The sequence below is a fragment of the Mycobacterium sp. genome, assembly GCF_049683355.1.
In the GTDB taxonomy this organism is placed as follows: Bacteria; Actinomycetota; Actinomycetes; order Mycobacteriales; family Mycobacteriaceae; genus Mycobacterium.
The window spans coordinates 1-22,509 of record NZ_JBAUJB010000013.1; the positions used below are offsets into that span (position 1 = coordinate 1).

Below are 22,509 nucleotides of genomic sequence, written 5' to 3' on the forward strand. Positions count from 1 at the left end.
GCCGAGAGCTGGCCCCCCGGGTGGCGTTCCATGCCTGGGTACAGCAGCGGTGCGCCGAGCAGCTGACCGCCGTCCGGCAGAGCGCACAGGACGCCGGTATGGCGCTGGGGGTGCTGCACGACCTCGCGGTGGGGGTGGATGCCGACGGTGCCGATGCGTGGGCGCTGGCTGATGTTCTCGCCGCCGGTGTCAGCGTCGGAGCGCCGCCGGACAACTTCACCCCGCGCGGCCAGGATTGGGGTCTCCCGCCGTGGCGTCCGGATCGCCTGGCCGCCACCGGATATGCCGCACTTCGGGACATGCTGCGGGCTGTCCTCTCCCATGCCGATGGGTTGCGTATCGACCACGTCGCCGGTCTGTGGCGACTGTGGTGGATCCCGCCGGGCGACGGCCCGGACCGCGGCACCTATGTCCACTACGACGCCGACACGATGCTCGCAGTGCTGGCGCTGGAAGCCCATCGCGCCGCCGCCACCGTGGTCGGCGAAGATCTGGGAACGGTCGAACCGGAAGTCACGCAAGCGCTTTCCGACAACGGGATGCTGGGATGCGCGGTGTCCTGGTTCACCCGTGATCAGTCCGCACCGCACGAGCCGTTGTTGACGCCGGCGAACTGGCCCCGTCGGGCGGCGGCCAGCCTCTCGACCCATGACCTCCCCACCGCGGCCGGATTTCTGCGCGGGGAGCACGTGCGGGTGCGCGCCGACCTCGGTCTGCTCGACGACGTCACCGCCGAGGAAGAGAACGCGGACCGGGAGCGTGCCGAGTGGCTGGCACTGTTGCGCTCCGAGGGACTGCTGGACAGCGTTTCCGAACCGGACGAGTCGGCGATCATCGTCGCGATGCACCGATTGTTGGCCGCAACTCCGAGTCAGCTCAAGCTCATCTCCCCGTACGACGTCGTCGGCGAGCCACGACAACCCAATCTTCCCGGAACCATCGACGAATACCCGAACTGGCGGCTCCCGCTGCCGGTGACCCTGGAAGAGTTGCGCACCGACCCGCGGGTGGCCGAGGTCACCGCCGCGTTCCGGAGAACCCGGTGACCGGGCCACCCGCATGGCGTACCAGCTTCACTCCGATTCGCTGCGACCGGCCATCACGGTGTAGTCCACCTGCACCGTTTGACCGTGTTGATTCGTGATACGGCTTCTGATCGTCAGGACATCTGCCCCGAATGCCCGCCGGAGCGATTCCAGGCGGATGTGGCAGTAGAGTCTGTCGCCCGCCTTGAGGGGGTGCAGCATTGTGAGGCCTTGCTCGACCTGAACGATCTTCTCGTCCTCGATGGGGATGCCGGCGTGCGCAAAGAACGCCATCTGCGCCTGCAGGCCGAAGATCGAAATGAACGTCAGGGGTGCCAGAATCCCGTCGTAACCCAATGCGCGGGCGGCATCCTCGTGGAAGTGTGCGGCATCCATGCTCTTGACCGCTTTGGCGTACTGGCGGATCTTCTCCACCCCGATCTCGTAGTAGTCGGGGTAGGTGTAGGTCATGCCGACGATGTCCGCTGACAGGGCCATGACTGTCGAACCTATCGAACCCGGCAACTAGGACTAGGGTCCAGCTATGAGCCTCGTCACCTATGAGCTGGAAGACCACGTCGCCACCATCACCCTGAACAGGCCCGAGGCCCGCAATGCGATCAACGGTGCTCTGCGCGACGAGCTTAACGCGGCCTGGGACCGGTTCCGCGAGGAAGAGGACGCCTGGGTCGGGATCCTCACCGCGAACGGTGACGTCTTCTGCGCCGGCGGGGATCTCAAGGACGGTGCCGGGTCGGTGGGCACGTTCGGTGGGACGTTCTGGGAGAAACCCACCATCAACTCCTTCGAAAGCGGGATGGAGCTGTTCAAGCCGACCATCGCCGCCGTACACGGTCCGTGTATCGGCTACGGCCTGACCGGGGTGCTGTTCTGCGACTTCGTCATCGCCAGCACCGAGGCCAGCTTCCGCTTCCCCGAGGTGACGCTCGGCGCGCCCACCATCGTCGGAGCGATCCGGCTGCCCCACCGGGTCGGGTGGGCCAACGCGATGGAGTTGCTGCTGACCGGCAAGTCGATGGGCGCCGAGCGGGCCAAGGAGATCGGCTTGATCTGGAAGCTGGTCGACCCCGCCGACCTGCAGGCCGAAGCGCAGGCCTGGGCCAAGACCCTGACCGAGGCCGCCCCACTGGCCCAGCGCGCCACCAAGGAGGTCGCGTGGCGCAGCGCCGACATGGGCTGGGTCGAGTCCGTTCGCTTCGGCGAGACCATGCGTAAGGTGGCGGGAGCGACCGAGGACGTCGCTGAGGGCCTGCAAGCCTGGCGCGACCGGCGTCCGCCGCAGTGGCGGGCGCGCTGAACCCCGCGGCGGAATACCACCGCGCCGAGAAGTGTTGGAGCACGACGTGACTGAACACGGCGAACTGAGCCCGACGGACTGGGTCCGCGAACAGACCGAACGCATCCTGGAGCAGGGCACCACCGACGGCGTCGAGATCATGGGCCGTCCGGTCGTCCTGTTCACCACCACGGGTGCGAAGTCCGGCAAGAAGCGTTACGTACCGTTGATGCGCGTCGAGGAGAACGGCCGGTACGCCATGATCGCGTCCAAGGGAGGCGACCCGCAGCATCCCTCCTGGTACCACAACGTGAAGGCCCACCCCCAGGTCACCGCGCAGGACGGTGAGAAGGTCGTCGAACTGACCGCACGCGAGGTGGACGGCGCTGAGCGCGAGCACTGGTGGGAGCTCGCCGTTCAGGCGTACCCGCCCTACGCCGAGTACCAGACCAAGACCGACCGCCTGATCCCGGTGTTCGTACTGGAGTGACGCACCCCGAAGGGCCGCCTGCCGGGCAGTACCCGGAAAGCGGCCCTCGGTTGTGAATGGCGGACCGGTCAGGCAGGCGCGAACAAGCGGGGCTCCAGCCACGCCCCGTCCCTGAACCGGTGCAGCGCCTTGGCGCCGGCCAGCACCGCCAGGTCCGCGAGCGGTTCGAGGATGATCACCGACATGTAGGCAACACCGAATGCGGCCAGGCTGGCGACCGTCTCGGCGCTGAAGCCCTCACCGTAGAGCGCCCAGAACGACACCCAGGACACGATCCCCGCCTGGTAGGTCGCCGAGAGCCCCAGCGCCTGACGGTATTTCAGATCGACATAGGCAGTCTTGGGCGCGATGGTCCTGCCCGCCACGTACTGCAGTGCGAACAACGGCACCAGCAACGTGGTGACGTTCATCCCGAACTGCGGAAGGTCGAAGGGCGCGACCAGCACACCCTGGATCAGCAGGCCCAGCGCAAGCCCGAAGGCCGCCGGTGCGGCGCCGAACAACAGGAACAGTGTCGATCCCAGGATCAGGTGGACTTCGGAAACTCCCACCGGGAAATGCGGGAACACCTGGAAGAACACGAACACCATCGCCGTCGACGCGACGGCGCCGAAAACCAGCGACGCCGAGCCACGCTCCTTGATGTGCTTCCATGCCGAGGTCAACGCGTAGGCGCCGACCCCGCCGACGGTGAGGTAACTCAGGACGATCTTCGACCCTTCGACAACTCCGGGTTCTATGTGCATTGGTGGACCTTTCTTTTCGGCGAGTCAGTGGTGGTCGTCGGCCACAGCGTGGTCGCCGTCGTCGGTGATCACGGGTGCGGTGAGGATTTCTCGCTGTTGGACGACGTCTTCGAGCGCTGCCACCCAGTGGTCGTAGTACTCCCATTCGCCACGCACGGCTTCCGGCGTGGCCTCCCAGCTCCCGATCGTGTCGATCAGGCTCTGCTGGAATTCGCTCCACTGGTAGTGGCCGAACTCCGAGAGGGCCAGTGCCAGCCCGAACGCTCTGCGCTGCCATTCGTGGTCGAACGACGGGGCGGCCTGGTCGGTGGTGCAAGTTTCGTGGAGTGTCATGACTGCTGCCCTGCCAGTGCGACACCGATCATCGATTCGGTGGTGACCAGGTCCATGAGTTGCTCGTCGGTGAAACCCTCTGTCCCGGAGGGCCGCTCGGGGATGACAAACCACCGGGAGTGCCCACTGGAATCCCACACCTTGATCTCGGTGTCATCGGCGATTTCGACTCCGACCTCGGCCAGCACGGTTCGGGGTTCGCGTGCCGCCCGGGAGCGGAACACCGGATCCTTGTACCAGTAGGGCGGCAGCCCCAGAACCGGCCACGGGAAGCACGAACACAGTGTGCAGATGATCAGGTTGTGCACCCCCGGTACGTTGGCGACGGCCTGCAGGTGTTCCCCCTCGGCGCCGGCCATGCCGTCAGGCAGTTCCAGCTCGGCGATCGCCGCCGGCGTGTCGACAACGACGCGAGCCGCGAAATCCGGATCCTGCCAGGCCTTGACGACGATCTTCTTGCCGTTCAGCGGTGTCATCTCCGACTCGAAGTAGGACAGCACCTTGTCGACGGTCTGGCTGGTGATGATCCCTTTCTCCACCAACAGGTTCTCCAGTGCCGTGACCTTCTCGGCACTCGACTGCTCACGATCGGATGGGTAGGCGAACTGGTCACTCACTGGTCCTCCTGGACGGGTTGGAGATAGGCCTCGAACAACTCGGCATAAAAACTGTTGGCCCCGGGCTCGGCGCGCACGCCCCAGAGTTCCTCCGGGGTGAACTCGACGATGTAGATCGGCATCGGGTCGCCGATGCCGTCGCCGGTGTGGACGAAGTAGCCGTAGTCGCCTTCGAAGATGCGGGTGACCGTGCCGATCTTCGTCCGCAGGGCACCTGGCAGGCGGGTGTGAGCTCCGGCCGGGACATTGGTGATGCGAACCTTCTGCCCGACGGCGAACTTCGGGTGCGCCACATCGCGCCGGGGGCTGTCGCCGCGACGCAGGTAGTCGATCACCTGATCATCGATCGCCGGGACGTCGGCCTCGGTGGACGGCAGCGTGGAATCGCCTAGCCGCGAAAGGATCTCGTCTTCAGACACATAGCCTTTGTCGATGAAGAACTGGGTGATGCCGCCGAGCCACTTCTCGTAGTAGCGGAACTTGAAGTAGTCGAACGGGTTCATCCCCTCGGCGCCGGTACGCAGGTCCGCCCAGGTCCATTCGTCGCGGAATTTGGTCGGCACATCGGCGATCGGGTATTCGGGCAGGGCTGAACCGAGGTGGTTGCTCAGCCCCATCATCGCGACGTGGATGCCGAAGATCCGCTTCTCCCACTCTTCGACGAACACTCGCTTCTCGAGGCTCAGCGGCTGGGGCAGGCCCTCGAGACCGCCCAGGTAGTGCTGCAACTTCATGCCGTCGCGCCTTTCGTTTCAGCACCGGCAGCCGGAGCCGTCGGCGTTCTTGTCATCACTTTGGCCAGGTACTCCGAGACGATCCCGAACGTCGCACCCAGCACGCAGGCGACCGCCGCCACGAGGCCGGGATGGGAGATGCTCGTCGCGGTGACCAACTGTCCTGTCCCCGCGACCGTGGACACTGTGGAGGCGAACCCCACCACCACCGCCGGCGTGGTGGCGAGAATGTCGACCCAGGACGCCTGCACCATCACCGCGCTGCCGACGCCCACGGCGACGGCGGTGAGCAGGAGACCGCCACCGAGCAGATGCGCTGCGTAAAGACTCCCGCAGGCGATGGCGACGCCCGCCAGATTCGACAGCACCGAGCGCACCCAGCCGGTCAGACCACCACCGACGAAGAAGAAGGACGCCCATGCCAGGAACACCACCCAGATCGGGACGGTGATCACGGTGGCGGTGAAGGCCACCGCGAACCCGCCGAGCACACCGATGCTCAACGTGAGCGCAGACCGCGAATCCATTCAGTTCCACCTTGTTTTGTCGACGAGATCGAGATATCGGGACATCGGGACACTTCGAGTAGCGATGCCGACGCCGGGCTCACCGTCAAGCCCGTGGACAACGTTGAGCGCGCCGTGTTTCCAGGCAGTAACGCAGGATTTTCGGACGACCGCCGACATGGACATCTTTTGCGCAGAACAGGACATCCCGGCCGGCAGACCCGGACCCCCGCGAGCGAGATCCGACCGACACGGACAGGTCGTGCGCAATTCCGGACATCGGCGCGCACCGGGTGGCTGTGGTAACCCAGGCTAGTGCAATGCATCTCGTCAGCGACCGTCGGCCACGGCGCGTCGCGATGCTTGTGTTCGACGGGGTCCGCACCCTGGATGTCACCGGGCCGCTGGAAGTCTTCGACGTGGCTCGCACACTGGGGTGTGCCTATTCGGTCGGGCTCTACTCGACGACCGGCTCCTCGTCGATCCGGTGCTCATCGGGATTCTCCCTCGACGCCGCCCCGGCGTCTGCCCTGCCCTCCCGACTCGACACGCTTCTGGTGCCGGGCGGCGATTTCCTTGTCGCCGAGGGTGTTCCGCAGCATCTGCAGCAGGTGATCCGCTCTCACGCACCGCGGGCCGCCCGGCTCGCCTCGGTCTGCGCCGGGTCATTCGCGTTGGCCGCGGCGGGTCTGCTGGATGGCCGGCGGGCGACCACGCATTGGCGGCACCTCGACACGTTCGCCGCGCGACACCCGTCGGTGATCATCGACCGTGATTCGGTGTACACCCGAGACGGTGCCGTCTGGACCTCCGCCGGAGTCGCAGCCGGCATCGATCTGGCGCTGGCCCTGGTCAGTGACGACTACGGCGCGGGCATGGCCCAGGAGATCTCGAAGGACATGGTCGTGCTCAGCAGACGCATGGAGGGTGATCCGCAGATCTCCGTGGCCGCCCGGACACCCCGGCCCAAGCACCCGGAGCTCGACCGGTTGCTCGCCACGGTCAACGCCGAACCGGCGGGGCACTACGAACTCGAGACGGTGGCAACCCGACTCGGCATCAGTCCTCGCCATCTCGCCAGATTGTTCAAGGCGCAGGTCGGGGTGACGCTTCGGCAGTACGTCCAGGAGGTCCGGCTGGAGAACGCCGTCAGCCTGGTCCTGGCGGGCGAGTCCTTTCACGCGGCGGCCCGGCGCAGCGGCCTGAGCTCAGGCGCCCGGGTTCGCGATCACCTAGCGGCGCGCCGCGTCCCACATGCGACGGCACCGGGCGCCTGACGGTCGCTACTGGTCGATTCCGGTGGTGCGAAAGCGATTTCGATACACGCCGGGAGAAACGCCGAGGTTTCGGCGGAAGGTGCGCCGCATGGTGTCCGGGGTGCCGAAGCCGGCACGCCGCGCGACGGCCTCCTGGCTCTGGCCCCCGGTGGCCAGGAGCACCTTTGCGGCCTCCAGTCGCGCCTGCTCGACGAACCGGGCGGGTGTCGTCCCGACCTGATCGCGGAACATCCGCACCAGGTGCCGCTCGCTCACCGCCGCGCGGGCTGCCATATCCGCTGTCGAATGCTCGGCGCCCGGGTCGGCGATGACGGAGTCCACGATGTCGCGAAGACCGCCCGTCGCCGGCAGTGCTGCCTCCGCCCAAACGCTGAACTGTGCCTGCCCGCCGGGGCGTTGCAGGAACACGACCATCCAGCGCGCCACCCGGCGGGCGACGGCCGGCCCGTAGTCACTCTCCACCAGCGCCAGCGCCAGGTCGATTCCGGCGGTGATCCCGGCTCCGGTGATGAACGGGCCGTCCTGCACGAACAACGAGTCGGGGTCGACCTTCACGTTCGGATAGGCGCCGGCCAGCGTCTGGCAGTGCGCCCAATGGGTGGTCGCGCGGCGGCCGTCGAGCATCCCGAGGGCCGCGAGGACGAACGCGCCGGTGCACACCGAGGCCACCCTGCGTGCCCGCGGCGCCAGTTCGCGCACCATCTTCACGGCGTCGGGTACGGCGTCGGGCGTCGGCTCTTCCGGGATGTCGTGCAACCCTGGTGTGAAGTCGAAGTCGGCCGGAACTCCGCCCGGCACGAGCAGCGTGTCGATGGACTCGGGTACCTCGACCAGCGGTATGTCCACGTTCAGCGTCGCAAAGGCCGTGGTGCCGACGGCCTCCCCCGTCGGGGAGGCCAAAAGCACGGTGTAATTCGCCCCGAAGTCGTTCGCGCGGGCGAAGATCTCCAGCGGCGCCGCCACATCCTGCAGCGTCACCTTGTTGTAGAGCGCGAAGACCACCGTTCTGGCTGCCGCGCCGGCGGGCACCCGCTGCTCATGTCTGGATTCGTCGGCCACGTGTCCGAAACTGCCCTTCCATTGACCCCGCACTGAGCGTGGGGATCAATCTAACGGGCTTGTGTTGCCGCAGCATTCCGAACGCCGGCAATCCCCGTCGCACTCACCGGTCTTCCTCCTTCACCGAAGCGCTGCTCATCCGGCGCCACCCGAAGACCCCGGCAACAGCGACGATCCCGGCGAGAGCCACCGCGATCGGAACGATGCCGACAGCGCCGACGGCCGAGGACATCGCCTGCTGGACACGTGCGGCCGCCCCGATGACCGGGTCGGCGGCGTCGCCGCCGCGGAACACCCGCAGTTCGTAGAACCCGTAGTACGCCACGTAGGCACCGGCCACCACCAGCAGCACACCACCGATGCGGGTCAGGTGACCCATCGCACCGCGTAGCCACTTGGTGACCGGTGCGGCCGCCAGCGCGATCGCAGTCGCGAGGACACCGACCAGCAACGCCATGCCGGCGGCGTATGCCAGATAGGCGACGACGCCTTCCAGCACCGAACCGGTTCGGAAGGTCGAACCGGTGACTGCGAGGAACGGACCGATCGTGCACGACAGCGAGGCCACCGCGTAAGCCACGCCGTAGCCGAACATCGAGCCGAGCCGCGCAGTGGGCGCGCCGCTGCCGGCTTTGGGAAGAAGCAGAGTCACCTCCCGTCCGGTCAGCATCCAGGCGCCCAACCCCACCAAGCCCGCCCCGATGACGACGGTGAACATCGGCAGGTATTGCTGGATCACCGCGGTGAACGGCGCCAGGATCAGCGCGAACGACCCGAAGACCACGACGAACCCGGTCGCCATCACCGCCGTTGCGGTCAGCGCACGCCCCACCGCGGCGATTCGGCTGGGAGGCGCGTTGCCCTCGCCTGCCACCACCAACGCGAGGTAGCCGGGCAACAGCGCGAAACCACAGGGGTTCAGCGCCGCGACCAGCCCGGCGGCCATCGCGAAGGCGATCGTTCCACCCTCCATCAGGTGTCTAGGAGCGTGGCGACCCGGTTGCTCAGTGCCGGTTCCGCCAGCGTTCCCTTGACGACATCGACGGAGCCGTCCGCGCCGACGAAGGCGAACGCCGGTTGTGCGGTCACGCCGAAGCGCTGCCAGACCGAGCCATCGAGGTCGGCGATGTTGGGAAAGAACCCGACGTCGTACTTGTCGACGAACTCCTGCATCGCCGGTTCCTGGTCCAGCGCCGCCACCCCGACGAACGTCGCCTCGGGATTGGCACGCGCGACGCTCGCGACATCGGGTGCCTCGCGCTGACACGTCGGGCACCACGGCGCCCAGAACCAGAACACCGCGGGCTTACCCACCAGCGACTCTCCCGAGAACTCCTGGCCGCCGAGGGTCTTCGCGGTGAAGTTCAGTTCCGCTGGGACGGCGGCGGGCGTAGCGGATGTGGCCGGCGCGGAGGCGTCACTTGGCGGCGCGCTGGACGTCGCCGACGCGTCGTCCCCACCGCCGGTACCTCCGCATCCGGCAACCAACCCGACCGTCGTTGCAAGCACCGCTAACGCGTACGTGGCTTTCAATGATCCGACCTTTCGTCGCTGTGTGGCTAGCGCTCACTCAAGCAGCACGTGCAGCGGTGCTGCGTATCCATTGTCAGCGAAGTGACACTGTGCTGAGCGGAGAATCCCGCCGGCGGCCCCCTGGCAGGATGCGCCCATGGGGATACACATCTTCGGCCAAGACGTCCGGCTGCTGTTCTTCAGTGAGGAGAACGGCATCAAGCTGGTCCTCACGGTGGCGCTTGTCCTGGCTCTGATGCTGGTGCGGTGGCTACTTCGGGCGCTGGTGCGCCTGATGCTGCGTGGCATCGGCAACGAGCGTGCGCGATTCTGGAGCCGGCAGGCCGTCAACATCGGCGTCTCCCTGGTGTTTCTGCTCGGGTTGCTGTCCATCTGGTTCGACGACCCCGCCCGGCTGGCCACCGGCATCGGCCTGGTGACCGCGGGGCTTGCGTTTGCGCTGCAGCGGGTGATCACTGCCGTAGCCGGCTATCTGCTGATCCTGCGCGGCGACACCTTCAACGTCGGAGACCGGATCACGATGGGTGGGGTCCGAGGTGACGTCATCGCGCTGGGCTTCATCAAGACCACGATCATGGAGATGGGCCAGCCACCGGCTCTTCAGGGGGCCGAGCCCGCGCAGTGGGTCAAGAGCCGCCAGTACACCGGCCGCGTCGTGACGGTGACCAACGACAAGGTGTTCGACGAACCCGTGTACAACTACACGCGCGACTTCCCGTATCTGTGGGAGGAGGTCGCCATCCCTATCCCCTATCGCGCCGACCGGCACACCGCCGGGCAGATACTGCTCGATGCGGCAACCAAGCACTCCGTCTCCCCGAGCGCGATGCCGGCGGACGCGCTGGAGAGCATGCGCCGCAAGTACTTTCTGCGTGACACCGACCTCGAGCCGAAGCTCTACTGGCGGCTGACCGACAATTGGCTCGAGCTCACCGCTCGGTTTGTCACCGAGGCGTATGGCGTCCGGGACGTCAAGGACCAGATGGCCCGCGAGGTGCTCGAGCAGTTCGACGCCGCCGGGATCGAGATCGCCTCCACCACTTATGAAGTAGTCGGCCCGCGGCCTGCGGAATAGCCTGCCGAGTCAGGACAGCAGCGATTCCGGTGTGTCCCAACGGATCCCGTCGAATCGACCGACATCACGGTCATAGGTGACGACGCTTCCCCGGTGCTCGATGGCCAGCGTTGCCAGATGGGCGTCGTTGACGAGGTTGCTGCCCGCGCCCACCTGGACCACAAGGTCGGACAAGACGTCTGCGTGCCGCGCGCTCGGTTGCACGAGTACCGCACTCGGCGCCGCGCACCACGCCCGGATCTGAGCCAGCGCGTCTCGTGGGTCGAGCGGGGAAGGGAACAGGCCGTGCTTCGTGGTGAGCCGGGCGAAGGTCAGCAGCGGGACCCACGCCAACCCGACCATGTCGGCTCCCGACAACGCCCGGTCCAGCCTCTAGAGCTAGCCGAAACCGTTCGTCTGGAAGAAGACCGCCGACGAGATCCTCGACTCACTCGCCAAATATATTCAACGAATTTCCGGCGCGGGACACTAGGCGGGCACCGCTACCGGCTTACACCGCGAAGGCGTTGCCGCAGATTCCGCACACTTCGAACTCCCGGCGCCGCCAGCGCGCGACCGGGACGAAGAACAAGGTGATCTGCTTGAACTCCCGAACCCGCGTCCACTGCGTGGTGTTGTGGCAGCGCTGGCAGGCCCGGACCTCTCCCGCACCAAGGAACTTCTGCTTGGCCCCGTAGCCGAAGAGGAAGAACATCACACCAGCGTAGGGACCGGAGGTCGCGGTACTACCAGCCGGCGTTGCGGGCCAGATCGATGGCGTACTGGTTGACGAAGGTGCCGGCACTCGCAGCACCCCGGCATGAGCCGTCGGACTCGCCGGGTCGCTTGACCCACAGGAAAGCGTCGACCTGCGGGTTGCCGGTGGCCGTGGTGGGCCGCACGCCCAAGGCGCGGCCGCTGGGGTTGCACCAGTACAGCTCGTCGTTCTCCACCGGTCCGGCGCCGTTCCGCGACGTGTCGATGACGAAGGGCTTGCCGCCCGTCATCCCGGAGATGGCTCCGCCGTAGCCGACGTTCTCCTCGGTGGTGAAGAAGTTGGCGGTGTTGAGGCTGAAGCCCCGCGCCTTGGCCACGCCGACCTGGTTCAGCCTGGCTGCCATGACGTCGGCGGCCACCCAGCGCGGGTGGCCGGCGTCGACGTACACGGCGGTGGCGGGGTTGCGCGTCAGCGTGTCGACGGCGTAGCCGATCAGGTCGAAGCGCTCCTGCTGCTGGGCAGCTGACAGACATTCGGCCATCGCGAGCGCGTCGGGCTCGAGGATGACCGCCGCCGGTCCCCCGCCGATGGCGGCGGCGACGCCGTCGATCCAGCTGCGGTAGGCACCGGCAGATCCGAACCCGCCCGCGGCGTAGCTCCCGCAGTCACGATTCGGGATCCCGTAGAGGGCGAGAATCGGCAAGGTGCCCGCGGCCTGTGCGTCCGCGATGTACTTCGCATCCACGGACGGAGTGGAACGGTGGTCCATCCAGTACGCCGTCGGCGTGTTGACTACCGCGGCCAGCAGCGGGTCCGGGTCGCTCGCCGCGGCGCGCGTGCCCTTCGAGTTCGGGTTGACGTAGAACGGCAGACCCACCAGTGGGTTTGCGTCACTGACCAGGCGCACCACCGGGGCGGGACCAGGATGCACCGGCGCGGGAGCAAAGCCGACGCCGGCCAGCACCGCTACCGAGAGAAGAGGCAAGATCCATCGCGCGACTGCACCGGCAGCTGAGGACATCACGTGACAGAACGTAGCGCCGCCCTATGACAAGCGCCAAACCGCCCTCTGCTCCGAAGGCCGCCGGCTCTCCCGGTCACTCGCTGCGCCGCTCGGCCCGCAATCCGCCCTTGAGTTCGCCGAGTGCCTGCGCGAGCCCGACCTGCGGCGTCCAGCCCCAGCGGCGAGCGCGGTCGGCGACGATCTGACCGGTCCACGCGGGCCCCTGCTCCCACACCGGGTCCACGCCCAGCACTTCGGTGACGGCCTCGAAGTAGTCGCGTTGGGTCGCCGGGCCACCGGCGACGTTGACCGCGGTGCAGCCGCCGTCCACCGGGCCGCGTTCGGGATCGTCGGATGTCTTGATCTCCCCGGTCGCGAGCGCCGCCAGGAGAGCTGCGAGGTCGTCGACGTGCACCCACGCGAACGACTTTTCGGGGACGACGTGGCGGGCGGCGGGCCTCTTCGCGATGTCGCCGGGGCGCAGCGAGTTCCAGATCGACGTGTCGCCTGGTCCGAGGATCGCCGGCGGGCGCACCAGGATGCGGGTGAGTCCGGCCACCGCGGCAAGGGCGGCGTCGGTGTCGCGCTTGGTGACGGGATAGTCCCCCGCGTCATCGTCCACCAGCGCCCCTGATTCGTCGACGTCACCCACGCCGGGGGACCGGTCGTAGACGCCCGCCGTCGACATGTGAACCAGCCGTTCGACGCCGGCATCGCGCGCCGCGCAAGCGAGGACCGGCGTTCCTTCGACAGCCACGTGATGTTGTGTCTGCCGGTCTGAGCCCATCGGATGCACCGTCGTGATCACAGCGCCCGCCCCAGCGGCCACGCCAGTGGCGAAGTCCTGGTCGCCGAAGCTTCCGACGCATTCCTCGACGCCGTCGGTGCGCGGCGCGCTTCCCGCGCGGCGCACGACGGCTCGCACTGTGGCCCCGTGTCTGACGAGTTCGGCACACGTGCGCGAACCTACGAAGCCGTTCGCTCCGGTGACGACTACTGGCGGTTGAGGTGCGGCGCTCATATCCCCACCATGCCAGCGATGCCGGTACCGGTGCGGCGCCGATTAGACAGATGGAGCCGATTGTCTTGCCCATGAGACGCATCGGCGATGCTGTTGCGGACAGCCTGGTTCCCCCGCTACACCTGATGGGCCGAAGTGATCTAGGACACATCCTGCGGAGAGGTCGTGATGCGCTCACCGAACTTTGAGGCCGACGGTCTGCCCGGCAGGTCCAGGGGCGCAGCCGGACGCGGGAAGTTCATCGGACGTGTGGGTGCGCTCGCAGTTTTCCTCGGCGTCGGAGCCGCACTGGCCATGCCGACCGCGCACGCCGACAGCGACGACTCGTCGTCGGGATCATCGTCATCGTCATCCTCGAGTTCGTCCTCCTCGAGTTCGTCGGCGGACTCCACGACGGGCTCGTCGGCAGCGGACTCGAACACAGCGGACAAGGCCTCGGCGCGGAAGACCCGAACCGACACCAAGGCTGACACCGATACTGGCGCCGACACCTCCGGCGAAAGCGAGCCCGACGACGACACCGACGACACCGACGGCGACTCGGCCGCCGAGACCGCCGCCGAGTCGAGTTCCCCGGGCCAGGAGGACGACGACGCGTCCACGGCGGGCCAGGTTGTCGACGTGCAGGTCGTCGAGGCCGCGGCCCCGCCGGCACCCGAAACACCCCCGGCGCCGCTTGCTCCGCCCGTCGACCTGGCCTTGGCGGCCACCACAAAGAGGCCGGCGCCGAGGCGCCCGCCACGACCGCACAGTCGTACGCCGCCGTGGACGTCACCGACACTGCACTGGGCAATCAGGTCAGCCCGCTGGGTACACCGGAGCAGATCGAACGCGAGAAGATCGCCATGTCGACTGCCAAGTCGCTGCCGGTGGCGTTGATTAAAGTTGATCACCGGCCGCCTGTACGACGGCATTCCCGCCGACGTCACCTTCAGCGTGCTCGAGGGGACCGCCGGCACCACGTCGACGATCTTGTCCCTGAGTGACCTCGACGTCGACGAGGACGGCACGTTCGTGATCACGGTCAGCGGCGAGGCCGCCGCACCCGGGCAGACCAACCACCTGCAACTCACCTCCCGATCCACGCTCATCGCTGCTCGGGACACGTTGGGTGACTGGACGATCGAGGATCCGATGGGCGGTGCACCGTGTGAGCGGCCCCCGCAACAGTCTGTTCGCCCAACTCGGCGGTTTCGTCCTGCTGGGCGGACTGGTCAACGACAGTCCGCTGCTGACCTCGCTGGTGTCGCTGATACCACCGCTCGGCATCGCCGAGTCGCGCCCCGTCCGGGGCACGCTGACCGCCCTGCTGCTGTTGGTCAGGGGCGCGAACGAGCAAGCGAAGTACATGGCGCTCGCCACGACCGACCCCGACACCGGTGAGCTCAGGGCCCCGAACGTGATGACACAGCCGGCCAGCAACGCCGAGTTCCTGGCCAACCAGCTGCAGAGCAACGGCTACTTCCAACTCGCCGACGACGAGGCGCTGGTGCTCACGATCGACCCGGGGAGTGCCGGGTTCTTCACCGTTCCGGTCTACAACGACTGGACGATCACCGACGACTACTGGAACCAGCAGACGAGCCTGAACGACGACCAGGCTGTCGCCAACCCGGACGGGACCTACACCATGGTGGTGTCGGTAGCCGATCCCGTTGTGGCCAACTGGATTTCGACCGGCAGGTTGAACCAGGGCATCATCTCGATGCGCTTCCAGGACCTGGGCCCGGACTCGACCGACGCGCCGGGGGTGCAATCGGTCGTGGTCAGGCTCGAAGACCTCGACGAACATCTGCCCGCGAGCACGGTCTACGTCACGGCCGCGGAACGCGCAGCACAACTGGCGATCCGCAAGGCCGGATTCGACAAGCGGTGGGCACCGTATCCGCAAACCTGACCGCAGATTGGCTATCGTCGCTCCATGACGATCGTGTCACCACATGCCTGAGATCACCGTTGCGGCGGCCGAGGGCGACTTCCGCGGTTACCTCGCAACGCCCGACGGCGAGGGTCCGTGGCCCGGTGTGGTGGTGGTCCAAGATGTCCTCGGCCTGTCAGCTGACCTGAAGCGGATCACCGACCGCTTCGCGGCCGGCGGCTATCTGGCGCTGGCCCCCGCGCTGTATGACGGCCGTGGCCCCAAGATCACCTGCATGTTCAGCACCATCCGCGCCCATTTCACCGGCCGCGGCCCCGCCTACGGCAGCCTTCTCGCCGCCCGTGAGCACCTGATCGCCGACAGTCGGTGCACCGGACGAGTCGGGATTGCGGGCTTCTGCATGGGTGCGGGGTTCTGTCTGCAGCTCGCCGACACCGGGTTGTTCGGTGCCACCGCCCCCAATTACGCGCTACTCCCCAAGGACATCGACAAACTGCGTCAATCGTGTCCGGTGGTGGCCAGTTTCGGCGCGAAAGACCCCATCATGGCGCGTGGTACCGGCGCCAAGCTCGAAGCGGTCCTGGCCGACGCCGGCGTACCCCACGACGTGAAGCAGTATCCGGACGTCGGTCACAGTTTCATGAACGAACACCCGCTGCCCGGTCCCATTCGTCTCGTGGCCGGGGCCATCGGCATGGCGCATTCCGCTCCTGAAGCAGAAGATGCGTGGCGCCGCATCCTCGCGTTCTTCGAAGAGCATCTCGCCGCACCGGGGCACCATCCGAACCCCTAGGCTGGGCGCGGTCTGACACGGGCGCGGATCGGACCGCCGGCGATCATGGTGAAGTGCAGTGCGAGCGGGAATCCGTCGTCGAGAGACAGGATTTCGGCTCTACGAATGATGGTTGCCAACGCGAGCGTGACCTCCAGCATCGCGAAATGATCCCCGATGCAGGAACGCGGACCGCCACCGAACGGAATGTACTGCCAGCGATCGAGGGCCTTGAACTTCTCGGGGGCGAACCGGTCGGGGTCGAATCGCAGCGGATCGTCCCAGAGGGCCGGATCCTGTTGGACGGCCATTCTCCCGATGACGAGCATGGTGCCCTTGGGCACCCGGTAGCCCGCCACCTCGACGTCACGACACGCCATGCGGGTCCCGGTCGGCGCCGGCGGGCACAGCCGAAGTGATTCGCGGATCACCTGCACCGTGAACCCCAACTGCGGGACATCGTCAGGGGTCAGCGGGCGATCCGGCAGAGCGGCAATCTCTTTCGCGATCCGGTCCTGGTAGTGCGGATGACGGCCCAGCGACCACAGAGCGTAGGTCAAGGTCGTCGCAGTGGTGTCGTGGCCGGCGAACAGAAAGATGATCAGCTCATCGCAGATCTCCTGATCCGTCAACCGGGCACCGGTTTCGGGGTCCTGCGCCGCGATCAACGCCCGCACGAGCGGCGCGACCCTGGTCGGGTCGGCACGACAATCGCGCAAGATGTCCTGGGTGAGTGCGTGCAATCTGGCGCTCGCCGCACGTGCGCGCCGGCGCGCCGGGGTGGGAAGCCATCGGGGGGCGCGCACCGGCCGTGTCGCGCGACCGATCGCGTAGCTCAATGCCACCCGCAGCGGCTCGGCGACATCGTCGGCACGCTCCTCGAGATCCAGACCGAGGACAGACCGGCCGAGCGCCCGCAGCGTCAGCGTTCGGCACTCGGCGTCCAGATCGACCACACCGTCCGTCGGCCATTTCTCGCACAGCCCTTGAGCCGCTTGTGACATGTGGCCACCGAACTCGTTCACCCGCTGTCTGGTGAACGCAGGCTGCAAGGTCCGCCGCCGCGGTTTCCACGGCTCGAAGGGAAGATCTGCCAAGTTGGCGCCGATGACCCGTCGCATCTCCTCGAAGACGGGTGTCGTCTTGTCCACGGAGGCGTCCTTGGTCGCGAGGATGTCGCGAATGGCACGCGGCGATGTCGCCAGCACCATCGGGGGCATCAACCAGCGCGGTCCCAACGTGAACGCGGTGACGGGACCGCCGGCATCTCGCAGCCTTGCGGTACCGGTGCTGAACTCCCTGACCGCCGCCAGCCGCTGCCGGAACGGCAGCGGGTTCACCGGTGCAAGTGGCAGCGACGTGTGCTCACCCGCGTCGACCTCGCTATGAACCAAGTCTTCCTCCCCGCAACGCGTCGTCGAACGCCGAATGCAGGGAGCCTACCGAGCCATTCGGATTCCGCGCGACGCCACCGGCGGCGCCTTCCATGTCGTGACGCATAATCCACGTGTGCAGTGGGCGGCGACGGCCGCGAGCGCACCGGTTCGGAGAAGGGTTCGAGATGCCAACAGTTCGACCGTTGTGGCGGGTGCCGGGAATCGTCATCCGCGAGCGGTTCCACCCGACCGGGCGCGAACGTATCCCCGAACCCATGGTGATGGACGATCCGGTATCGGTCGGCGAGTTCCACACCGGCGGCGCCTCGAACCCGGGGATGCGCGCGGTCTACGACCTGTGTGCCCGATCCCTCGATGCGCTGCTTCCTCCCGGTGGCCGACTGTTGGACCTGGGGGTGGGGTCGGGCCGCGCACTGAGCGCCGTTCTGCGGCGCAGGCCCGACATCCATGCAACGGCAGTCGACCTTGCTCCCAACATGCTGGCCACCGCACGCACGCTTTTCGAGAACGAAGGTCTGGCGGATCGCGTCGACCTTGTGCAGGCTGACATCACCGCCCTGCCGGAGCAGTTGGCCACCGCGCCGTGGGATGCCATCTCCTGCATGTGGACACTGCACCACCTCCCGGACTTCGACCTCCTGCGCGGGGCCCTCACGCAACTCGCGGCCGTGCAGCGCCGGAGCGGGGCTGCTGTGTGGATCTCGGACTTCCAGCGACTGCGCGGCCCGGCTGCCTGTCCCGACATGCTGGGGTGTGTGGACCCGGAATCCCCGGTGACCCTTCGTGAGGATGCAATCGCCAGCGAAGCGGCAGCATTCACGTTCGCCGAGCTGTCGACCGAGCTGGCCGCAGCCGGACTGAAGGGGATGCACTCCGGCCATTCCACTCCCCTGCCCTATCTGCAGGCGTACTGGCTTCTCGGTGCGCACGGCAAGCCGGGTAAGTCCCCGGGGCTGCGACGTGGTGGTGAGCTGAGCGGTTCGGCCCGCCGCAAGGCGGCGCTGTTGCGCTGGGGATTCACCGCCAAACCCTTCTGAGCCAGGGCGCCGGGCTCCTCGGTCCGCCAGATCAGCTGCGGTGCAATTGGACTCGGTCCGTGGCGCGCCTGCTCGGGAAAGAGGGAGGCGGCGCCGAGGTCAACCGCAGCACCAGGACGACGGCATCGCGGGGATCGGTCGCGGTCAAGTTCAGGAAGTCGCTCTGCAACTCCGCCAGTTCCACGGCGAAGCGCGCCGACAGTTCCTCGAGATCAGCGGCATCGCGCGCGTGCAGGAACACCGGTGACAACGGTTGAACGCTGAGGCCTGCCCGTTGAGCCAGGATCCACACCGCCTCCACCGCCGAGCCGCCCCGGGCGTAGTCCCGCAGCCCGTCCCCCGAGACAGTGACGACCGCCAACGCGGAGCTGGCGAGCACCCGGTCGCGGGTGTCGTCGCCGAGTGCGCTGCCGGCGTCCCAATCCGCGAGGTGTGCCATGACGTCGGGCCGGCGCAGCAGCTCGATCAGCGCCGAGTCGGCGGCGTCGAGCTCCAGCGTGCGGATGTCGAGACCGGTGTCAGGGTCGGCGTCCCCCGGGAACCGGAGCTCGCCGAACATCTCCCGGTGCAGGTGCGGCGTCAGGTACCGGATCCGGTCGGCGGCAGCGAAAATCGTTGCGGCGTGGGATAGCTCAGCGCGCCCGGTGAGCAGACGCAGACTGGCGCCCTCCTGCTCGGCCGCGGCGGTGAGCGACCTCGCGGTCTGTTCGTCGATCGTCCGAGGCGTGCCGTGGTGCCGGTTGGTCTCGCGCGCCAGCACCAGCTCATCGAGTTCGCCGAGCGCCGGGTCGTGGCCGTCCGCGAAGGTCATGGTCGCCCGTAGTGGGGACCTGCCGACCTCCTCCGACATGCTCACCGGACCGAGCATTCCGCGGGCGGCGGCCGCGACCCTGATATTGAACATGGCGGCGCCGAGCGCGACCGCGCTGCCGCGGTAGCCCACGTCCATGGTGGACTTGTGTTCTGTGGCAATGCTGATGGTGACCTGTGTTGGGTCTGCCTCGATCCGCCACGGTTGACTGTTGCCGCCCGACGGTGCGCGCATCGCGGCAGCGACGATCCTGTCGTCGACCGTCACCGACACCGGGATGTGGGACTCGGCGACATCGGAAGACGGATGCTGCTGGGCCATCTCAGGCTCGTCGAGTTGATCGAGCGCCCAGCCGATGTCAATCCGGCACCGCCCGGAGTTCAGAGGCTCCCCGACACCTATTCTGCGCACCGCCTCGGCGAGCGCCGCTCCCCCGAGAACGACGTCGGACGCCAGCTGCGGCCAGGTCGACAGGGAACGGTCCACCTCTATCAGCGACGCCGCCGCACGCGCAGAGATCCGGTCGGCTTCCAGATGGCGCAGCATGTGCGGGATCTTGTCGCGGCTGCTCATGCCGGGCAGCAGACTGACGTCCAACGCACCCAGCATTCCGTGCAGAATGGGCCGTTCCGGTTGCTGATCGAAGCGCTCGACATCGACGATGCCGCGGTCGCTGGTCGCCATCAACACCGGGATACGTCGATCGCGGGCACCGATACGCAGGACAGCCTTCATGTCGAGGGAGTCGCACTCCTCGATGACGATGTCGAGATCGTCTAGGAACGCGTCGATGGTGTCCGCAGTGAGCCCAGTGTCGAAGACGTCGACCACCAGGTAGGGATCGATTTCGGCGATCCTGCGTGCAGCGACATGTGCTTTGTTGAGCCCGATGTCGAACACCGTCGCGGGAACCCGGTTCAGGTTGGACAATTCGAGATGATCGAAGTCGGCCAGGCGCAGTCGGCCGCACAAGCCCTGCATCGTCAGTGTGTGAGCGATCGCGTGACCCACGCTGAGACCGGCGACGCCGATGGTGAGCGAACCCAACCGGTCCTGTTCTTCGGCGGTGATGTTGTTGCGGTTGCGGTCGAGTCGAGTGGTTCGAAACCCCCGAGGTCCCAGAATCGCGACGACGGTGCGCCGCCACGAGTAATACGCCCAGCGTCCCGGTTCGGCCAGCACCTCGTCGTCGGGCGTGGGGCGGAGAGCACGCAGGCTGGACAGCTGCGTCTCGCGCTGGTCGACGAACTGCACCCCGGGTTCGTGCCGCAGCCGCTCCAACACCGTCTGATCACCGGAATCGCCAGGGTCCAGAATCTGCGCTGCAAATGCAGTCGCGCTGCGCTCGGCCACGGAGCAAACCCTATTGGAACTCGGCTGCGTCCACGTGATTCGAGGCGCGACTATTTCGACCAGGTTCCCCCGGCGCCTCGATCTCCTACCGACTACGACTCGGCGACTCGGCCGTCGTCGACCAGCCACGTGGTGTCCAATCGGACGTTCTCGAGCATTCTGCGGTCATGCGTCACCAACAGCAGGGCACCGTCGTAGCTCTCGAGCGCCTGCTCGAGCTGTTCGATGGCGGCGAGGTCGAGGTGGTTGGTCGGCTCATCGAGGACCAGCACGTTGATCCCACGCGCTTGAAGCAACGCCAGGCCGGCGCGGGTCCGCTCGCCAGGTGAGAGGTCGTCGACCTCCCGCTCCACATGGTCTGCACGCAACCCGAACTTCGCGAGCAGAGTCCGCACATCGGCAGTCGACCAGGATGGCACCCGCTGCTCGAAGCGGTCGATCAGTCGTCCGTCGCCGGTGAAATCGGCACGCGCCTGGTCGATCTCGCCGACGGCCACGTTGACGCCGACGCTCGCTCGGCCTTCGTCCGGCCGGCGGCGGCCGAGGAGCAGCCGCAGCAGTGTCGATTTCCCTGCCCCGTTGGGGCCTGTGATGCCGATCCGCTGGCCGGCGTCGACCTGTAGCGACACCGGCCCCAGCACGAAATCGCCTTGCCGCACAACGGCATTGTCGAGGGTCGCTACGACGGAGCTCGATCGCGGGGCGGCTCCGATGGTGAACTCGAGCGTCCATTCCTTGCGGGGTTCGGCGACTTCGGTGAGCCGGGCGATCCGGCTCTCCATCTGCCGGACTTTCTGCGCCTGCTTCTCGCTGGACTCGGCGGCGGCACGCCGGCGGTTCTTGTCGTTGTCGGGAGCTTTGCGCATCGCGTTGCGGACACCCTGGCTGGACCATTCGCGCTGGATGCGGGCGCGTGCCACGAGGTCCGCCTTCTTCTCGGCGAACTCGTCGTACTGCTCCCGCCGGTGGCGTCGACCGACCTCCCGCTCTTCGAGGTAGCTCTCGTACCCACCACCGAACACGGTGGTGGTGTTCTGAGCGAGGTCGAGTTCCAGGACGCGGGTGACGGTGCGGGCCAGGAACTCCCGGTCATGGCTGACCAGCACCACACCACCCCGCAGATCACGAACGAGCTGTTCCAGCCGAGACAGGCCGTCGAGATCGAGATCGTTGGTCGGTTCGTCGAGCAGGACGACGTCGAATCGGGACAGCATCAGTGCCGCCAGTCCGACCCGTGCCGCCTGCCCACCGGACAAGGCAGTCATCAAGGTCGCCTCGGGGCGCACGGCATCGGCGTCGAGACCCAGGTCGGCCAGCACGGCGGGCAGTCGCTCGTCGAGGTCCGCGGCGCCCGAGGCGAGCCAGTGGTCCAATGCAGCGGAGTACGCGCTGGCCGGATCGACGTCGGCCGCGTTGGGGTCCGGATCGGCCAGTGCCGCGGCTGCTGCCTCCATGGCGCGGGTCGCGTCGGCGCATCCGGTGCGGCGTGCGATGTAGGCGGCGACAGTCTCGCCCGGTACGCGCTCGTGCTCCTGGGGAAGCCATCCGACGAACGCGTCGGCCGGAGCGATGCTGACGACGCCGTCGAGCGGTTCGAGGTCCCCGGCGAGGATCCGCAGCAGCGTGCTCTTGCCGGCACCGTTGGCCCCGACGACACCGATCACATCGCCCGCCGCCACGGTCACATCCAGGCCCTCGAACAGGATGCGGTGGGCGAATCCGCCTGCCACGTGCTTGGCGACAAGCGTTGCGGTCATCGGTCCATCGTCGCACCACCGGGCGATGCCACCGGTTTGGCCGGCCCGAGTGCGGGCACCCAATGTGTCAGACACCCGGATCAGAACGGA

24 protein-coding genes and 1 pseudogene are annotated in these 22,509 nt (G+C 67.3%); 8 read left to right on the forward strand and 17 right to left on the reverse strand.

Annotated elements, in window-relative coordinates; all coding sequences use genetic code 11:
• Positions 1–1,046, forward strand: a 1,046-nt coding sequence (gene malQ / locus WA944_RS00460; protein ID WP_526646070.1) for a 4-alpha-glucanotransferase, incomplete at its 5' end; no start/stop codon positions are given.
• Positions 1,047–1,073: 27 nt separating this feature from the next.
• Here malQ and WA944_RS00465 read toward each other — a convergent pair.
• On the reverse strand, positions 1,074–1,523 hold the full coding sequence (locus tag WA944_RS00465; protein WP_526646072.1) for an FAS1-like dehydratase domain-containing protein: 450 nt from the start codon (positions 1,521–1,523) through the stop codon (positions 1,074–1,076).
• A 46-nt stretch (positions 1,524–1,569) separates the two neighbouring features.
• Here WA944_RS00465 and WA944_RS00470 point away from each other — a divergent pair, with 46 nt between their 5' ends.
• Both WA944_RS00470 and WA944_RS00475 read left to right on the forward strand, forming a co-directional pair.
• Positions 1,570–2,343, forward strand: a complete 774-nt coding sequence (locus WA944_RS00470; protein ID WP_526646074.1) for an enoyl-CoA hydratase/isomerase family protein — start codon at positions 1,570–1,572, stop codon at positions 2,341–2,343.
• A 46-nt stretch (positions 2,344–2,389) separates the two neighbouring features.
• Complete coding sequence (locus tag WA944_RS00475) at positions 2,390–2,812, forward strand: nitroreductase family deazaflavin-dependent oxidoreductase (RefSeq protein WP_526373634.1); 423 nt, start codon at positions 2,390–2,392, stop codon at positions 2,810–2,812.
• 68 nt (positions 2,813–2,880) lie between these two features.
• Here WA944_RS00475 and WA944_RS00480 read toward each other — a convergent pair whose 3' ends face one another.
• From WA944_RS00480 to WA944_RS00500, 5 genes are read right to left on the reverse strand one after another with little or no spacing between them, the layout of a single operon-like run.
• Positions 2,881–3,558 carry an energy-coupling factor ABC transporter permease gene (locus WA944_RS00480; protein WP_526373632.1) on the reverse strand — a complete coding sequence of 226 codons (678 nt, stop codon included), beginning with the start codon at positions 3,556–3,558 and terminating at the stop codon, positions 2,881–2,883.
• A 24-nt stretch (positions 3,559–3,582) separates the two neighbouring features.
• Positions 3,583–3,891 carry a nitrile hydratase accessory protein gene (locus WA944_RS00485; protein WP_526373630.1) on the reverse strand — a complete coding sequence of 103 codons (309 nt, stop codon included), beginning with the start codon at positions 3,889–3,891 and terminating at the stop codon, positions 3,583–3,585.
• Positions 3,888–4,508: a nitrile hydratase subunit alpha gene (gene nthA, locus WA944_RS00490; protein WP_526373628.1), complete on the reverse strand. Its 621-nt coding sequence runs from the start codon at positions 4,506–4,508 to the stop codon at positions 3,888–3,890. The genes WA944_RS00485 and nthA overlap by 4 nt, the downstream gene beginning before the upstream one ends.
• Positions 4,505–5,242 (reverse strand): nitrile hydratase subunit beta, encoded by a 738-nt coding sequence (gene nthB / locus WA944_RS00495; RefSeq protein ID WP_526373627.1) that lies wholly within the window; start codon positions 5,240–5,242, stop codon positions 4,505–4,507. The genes nthA and nthB overlap by 4 nt, the downstream gene beginning before the upstream one ends.
• Positions 5,239–5,769: a DUF1097 family protein gene (locus WA944_RS00500; RefSeq protein WP_526373625.1), complete on the reverse strand. Its 531-nt coding sequence runs from the start codon at positions 5,767–5,769 to the stop codon at positions 5,239–5,241. The genes nthB and WA944_RS00500 overlap by 4 nt, the downstream gene beginning before the upstream one ends.
• 299 nt (positions 5,770–6,068) lie before the next feature.
• On the opposite strand from WA944_RS00500, the gene WA944_RS00505 reads away from it, so the two are divergent.
• Positions 6,069–7,025 (forward strand): GlxA family transcriptional regulator, encoded by a 957-nt coding sequence (locus tag WA944_RS00505; protein WP_526373623.1) that lies wholly within the window; start codon positions 6,069–6,071, stop codon positions 7,023–7,025.
• 6 nt (positions 7,026–7,031) lie between these two features.
• Here the strand turns inward: WA944_RS00505 and WA944_RS00510 are convergent, their stop codons facing one another.
• The 3 genes from WA944_RS00510 to WA944_RS00520 form a co-directional block, all read right to left on the reverse strand.
• Complete coding sequence (locus tag WA944_RS00510) at positions 7,032–8,084, reverse strand: GlxA family transcriptional regulator (RefSeq protein WP_526646076.1); 1,053 nt, start codon at positions 8,082–8,084, stop codon at positions 7,032–7,034.
• Between the two features lie 103 nt (positions 8,085–8,187).
• Positions 8,188–9,060, reverse strand: coding sequence for a cytochrome c biogenesis CcdA family protein (locus tag WA944_RS00515; RefSeq protein ID WP_526373644.1), 873 nt, complete (start codon positions 9,058–9,060; stop codon positions 8,188–8,190).
• Positions 9,057–9,617, reverse strand: a complete 561-nt coding sequence (locus WA944_RS00520) for a protein disulfide oxidoreductase (protein ID WP_526373619.1) — start codon at positions 9,615–9,617, stop codon at positions 9,057–9,059. The genes WA944_RS00515 and WA944_RS00520 overlap by 4 nt, the downstream gene beginning before the upstream one ends.
• Positions 9,618–9,753: 136 nt before the next feature.
• Between WA944_RS00520 and WA944_RS00525 the strand changes: the two genes are divergently transcribed.
• Positions 9,754–10,692 carry a mechanosensitive ion channel family protein gene (locus WA944_RS00525; RefSeq protein ID WP_526373617.1) on the forward strand — a complete coding sequence of 313 codons (939 nt, stop codon included), beginning with the start codon at positions 9,754–9,756 and terminating at the stop codon, positions 10,690–10,692.
• Positions 10,693–10,701: 9 nt separating this feature from the next.
• On the opposite strand, the pseudogene WA944_RS00530 reads toward WA944_RS00525, so the two are convergent.
• The 5 genes and pseudogenes from WA944_RS00530 to WA944_RS00550 all read right to left on the reverse strand — a co-directional run.
• Positions 10,702–11,061, reverse strand: a pseudogene (locus WA944_RS00530) (TA system VapC family ribonuclease toxin); the annotation flags it as partial.
• A 121-nt stretch (positions 11,062–11,182) separates the two neighbouring features.
• On the reverse strand, positions 11,183–11,386 hold the full coding sequence (locus WA944_RS00535) for a zinc-ribbon domain-containing protein (protein WP_526373615.1): 204 nt from the start codon (positions 11,384–11,386) through the stop codon (positions 11,183–11,185).
• Positions 11,387–11,417: 31 nt separating this feature from the next.
• A complete protein-coding gene (locus WA944_RS00540; RefSeq protein WP_526609235.1) occupies positions 11,418–12,410 on the reverse strand; it encodes a glycoside hydrolase family 6 protein in 993 nt (330 codons plus the stop codon).
• 76 nt (positions 12,411–12,486) lie between these two features.
• Positions 12,487–13,413 (reverse strand): NAD-dependent epimerase/dehydratase family protein, encoded by a 927-nt coding sequence (locus WA944_RS00545; RefSeq protein ID WP_526646078.1) that lies wholly within the window; start codon positions 13,411–13,413, stop codon positions 12,487–12,489.
• 140 nt (positions 13,414–13,553) lie between these two features.
• Complete coding sequence (locus WA944_RS00550; protein WP_526646080.1) at positions 13,554–14,486, reverse strand: hypothetical protein; 933 nt, start codon at positions 14,484–14,486, stop codon at positions 13,554–13,556.
• Positions 14,487–14,563: 77 nt separating this feature from the next.
• Here WA944_RS00550 and WA944_RS00555 point away from each other — a divergent pair, with 77 nt between their 5' ends.
• Together WA944_RS00555 and WA944_RS00560 are read left to right on the forward strand one after the other, a co-directional pair.
• On the forward strand, positions 14,564–15,310 hold the full coding sequence (locus tag WA944_RS00555) for a hypothetical protein (RefSeq protein ID WP_526373607.1): 747 nt from the start codon (positions 14,564–14,566) through the stop codon (positions 15,308–15,310).
• 43 nt (positions 15,311–15,353) lie between these two features.
• Positions 15,354–16,085 (forward strand): dienelactone hydrolase family protein, encoded by a 732-nt coding sequence (locus WA944_RS00560; protein WP_526373605.1) that lies wholly within the window; start codon positions 15,354–15,356, stop codon positions 16,083–16,085.
• Here the strand turns inward: WA944_RS00560 and WA944_RS00565 are convergent.
• On the reverse strand, positions 16,082–17,458 hold the full coding sequence (locus WA944_RS00565) for a cytochrome P450 (RefSeq protein WP_526373603.1): 1,377 nt from the start codon (positions 17,456–17,458) through the stop codon (positions 16,082–16,084). The genes WA944_RS00560 and WA944_RS00565 overlap by 4 nt on opposite strands.
• 167 nt (positions 17,459–17,625) lie before the next feature.
• Between WA944_RS00565 and WA944_RS00570 the strand changes: the two genes are divergently transcribed.
• Complete coding sequence (locus tag WA944_RS00570) at positions 17,626–18,498, forward strand: SAM-dependent methyltransferase (protein WP_526646083.1); 873 nt, start codon at positions 17,626–17,628, stop codon at positions 18,496–18,498.
• 31 nt (positions 18,499–18,529) lie between these two features.
• Here the strand turns inward: WA944_RS00570 and WA944_RS00575 are convergent, their stop codons facing one another.
• Together WA944_RS00575 and WA944_RS00580 are read right to left on the reverse strand one after the other, a co-directional pair.
• Positions 18,530–20,662 (reverse strand): Rv1355c family protein, encoded by a 2,133-nt coding sequence (locus WA944_RS00575; RefSeq protein WP_526373600.1) that lies wholly within the window; start codon positions 20,660–20,662, stop codon positions 18,530–18,532.
• 92 nt (positions 20,663–20,754) lie between these two features.
• Entirely contained in the window at positions 20,755–22,419 is a 1,665-nt protein-coding gene (locus tag WA944_RS00580; protein WP_526373598.1) for an ABC-F family ATP-binding cassette domain-containing protein, read from the reverse strand.
• Positions 22,420–22,509 lie beyond the last annotated feature (90 nt).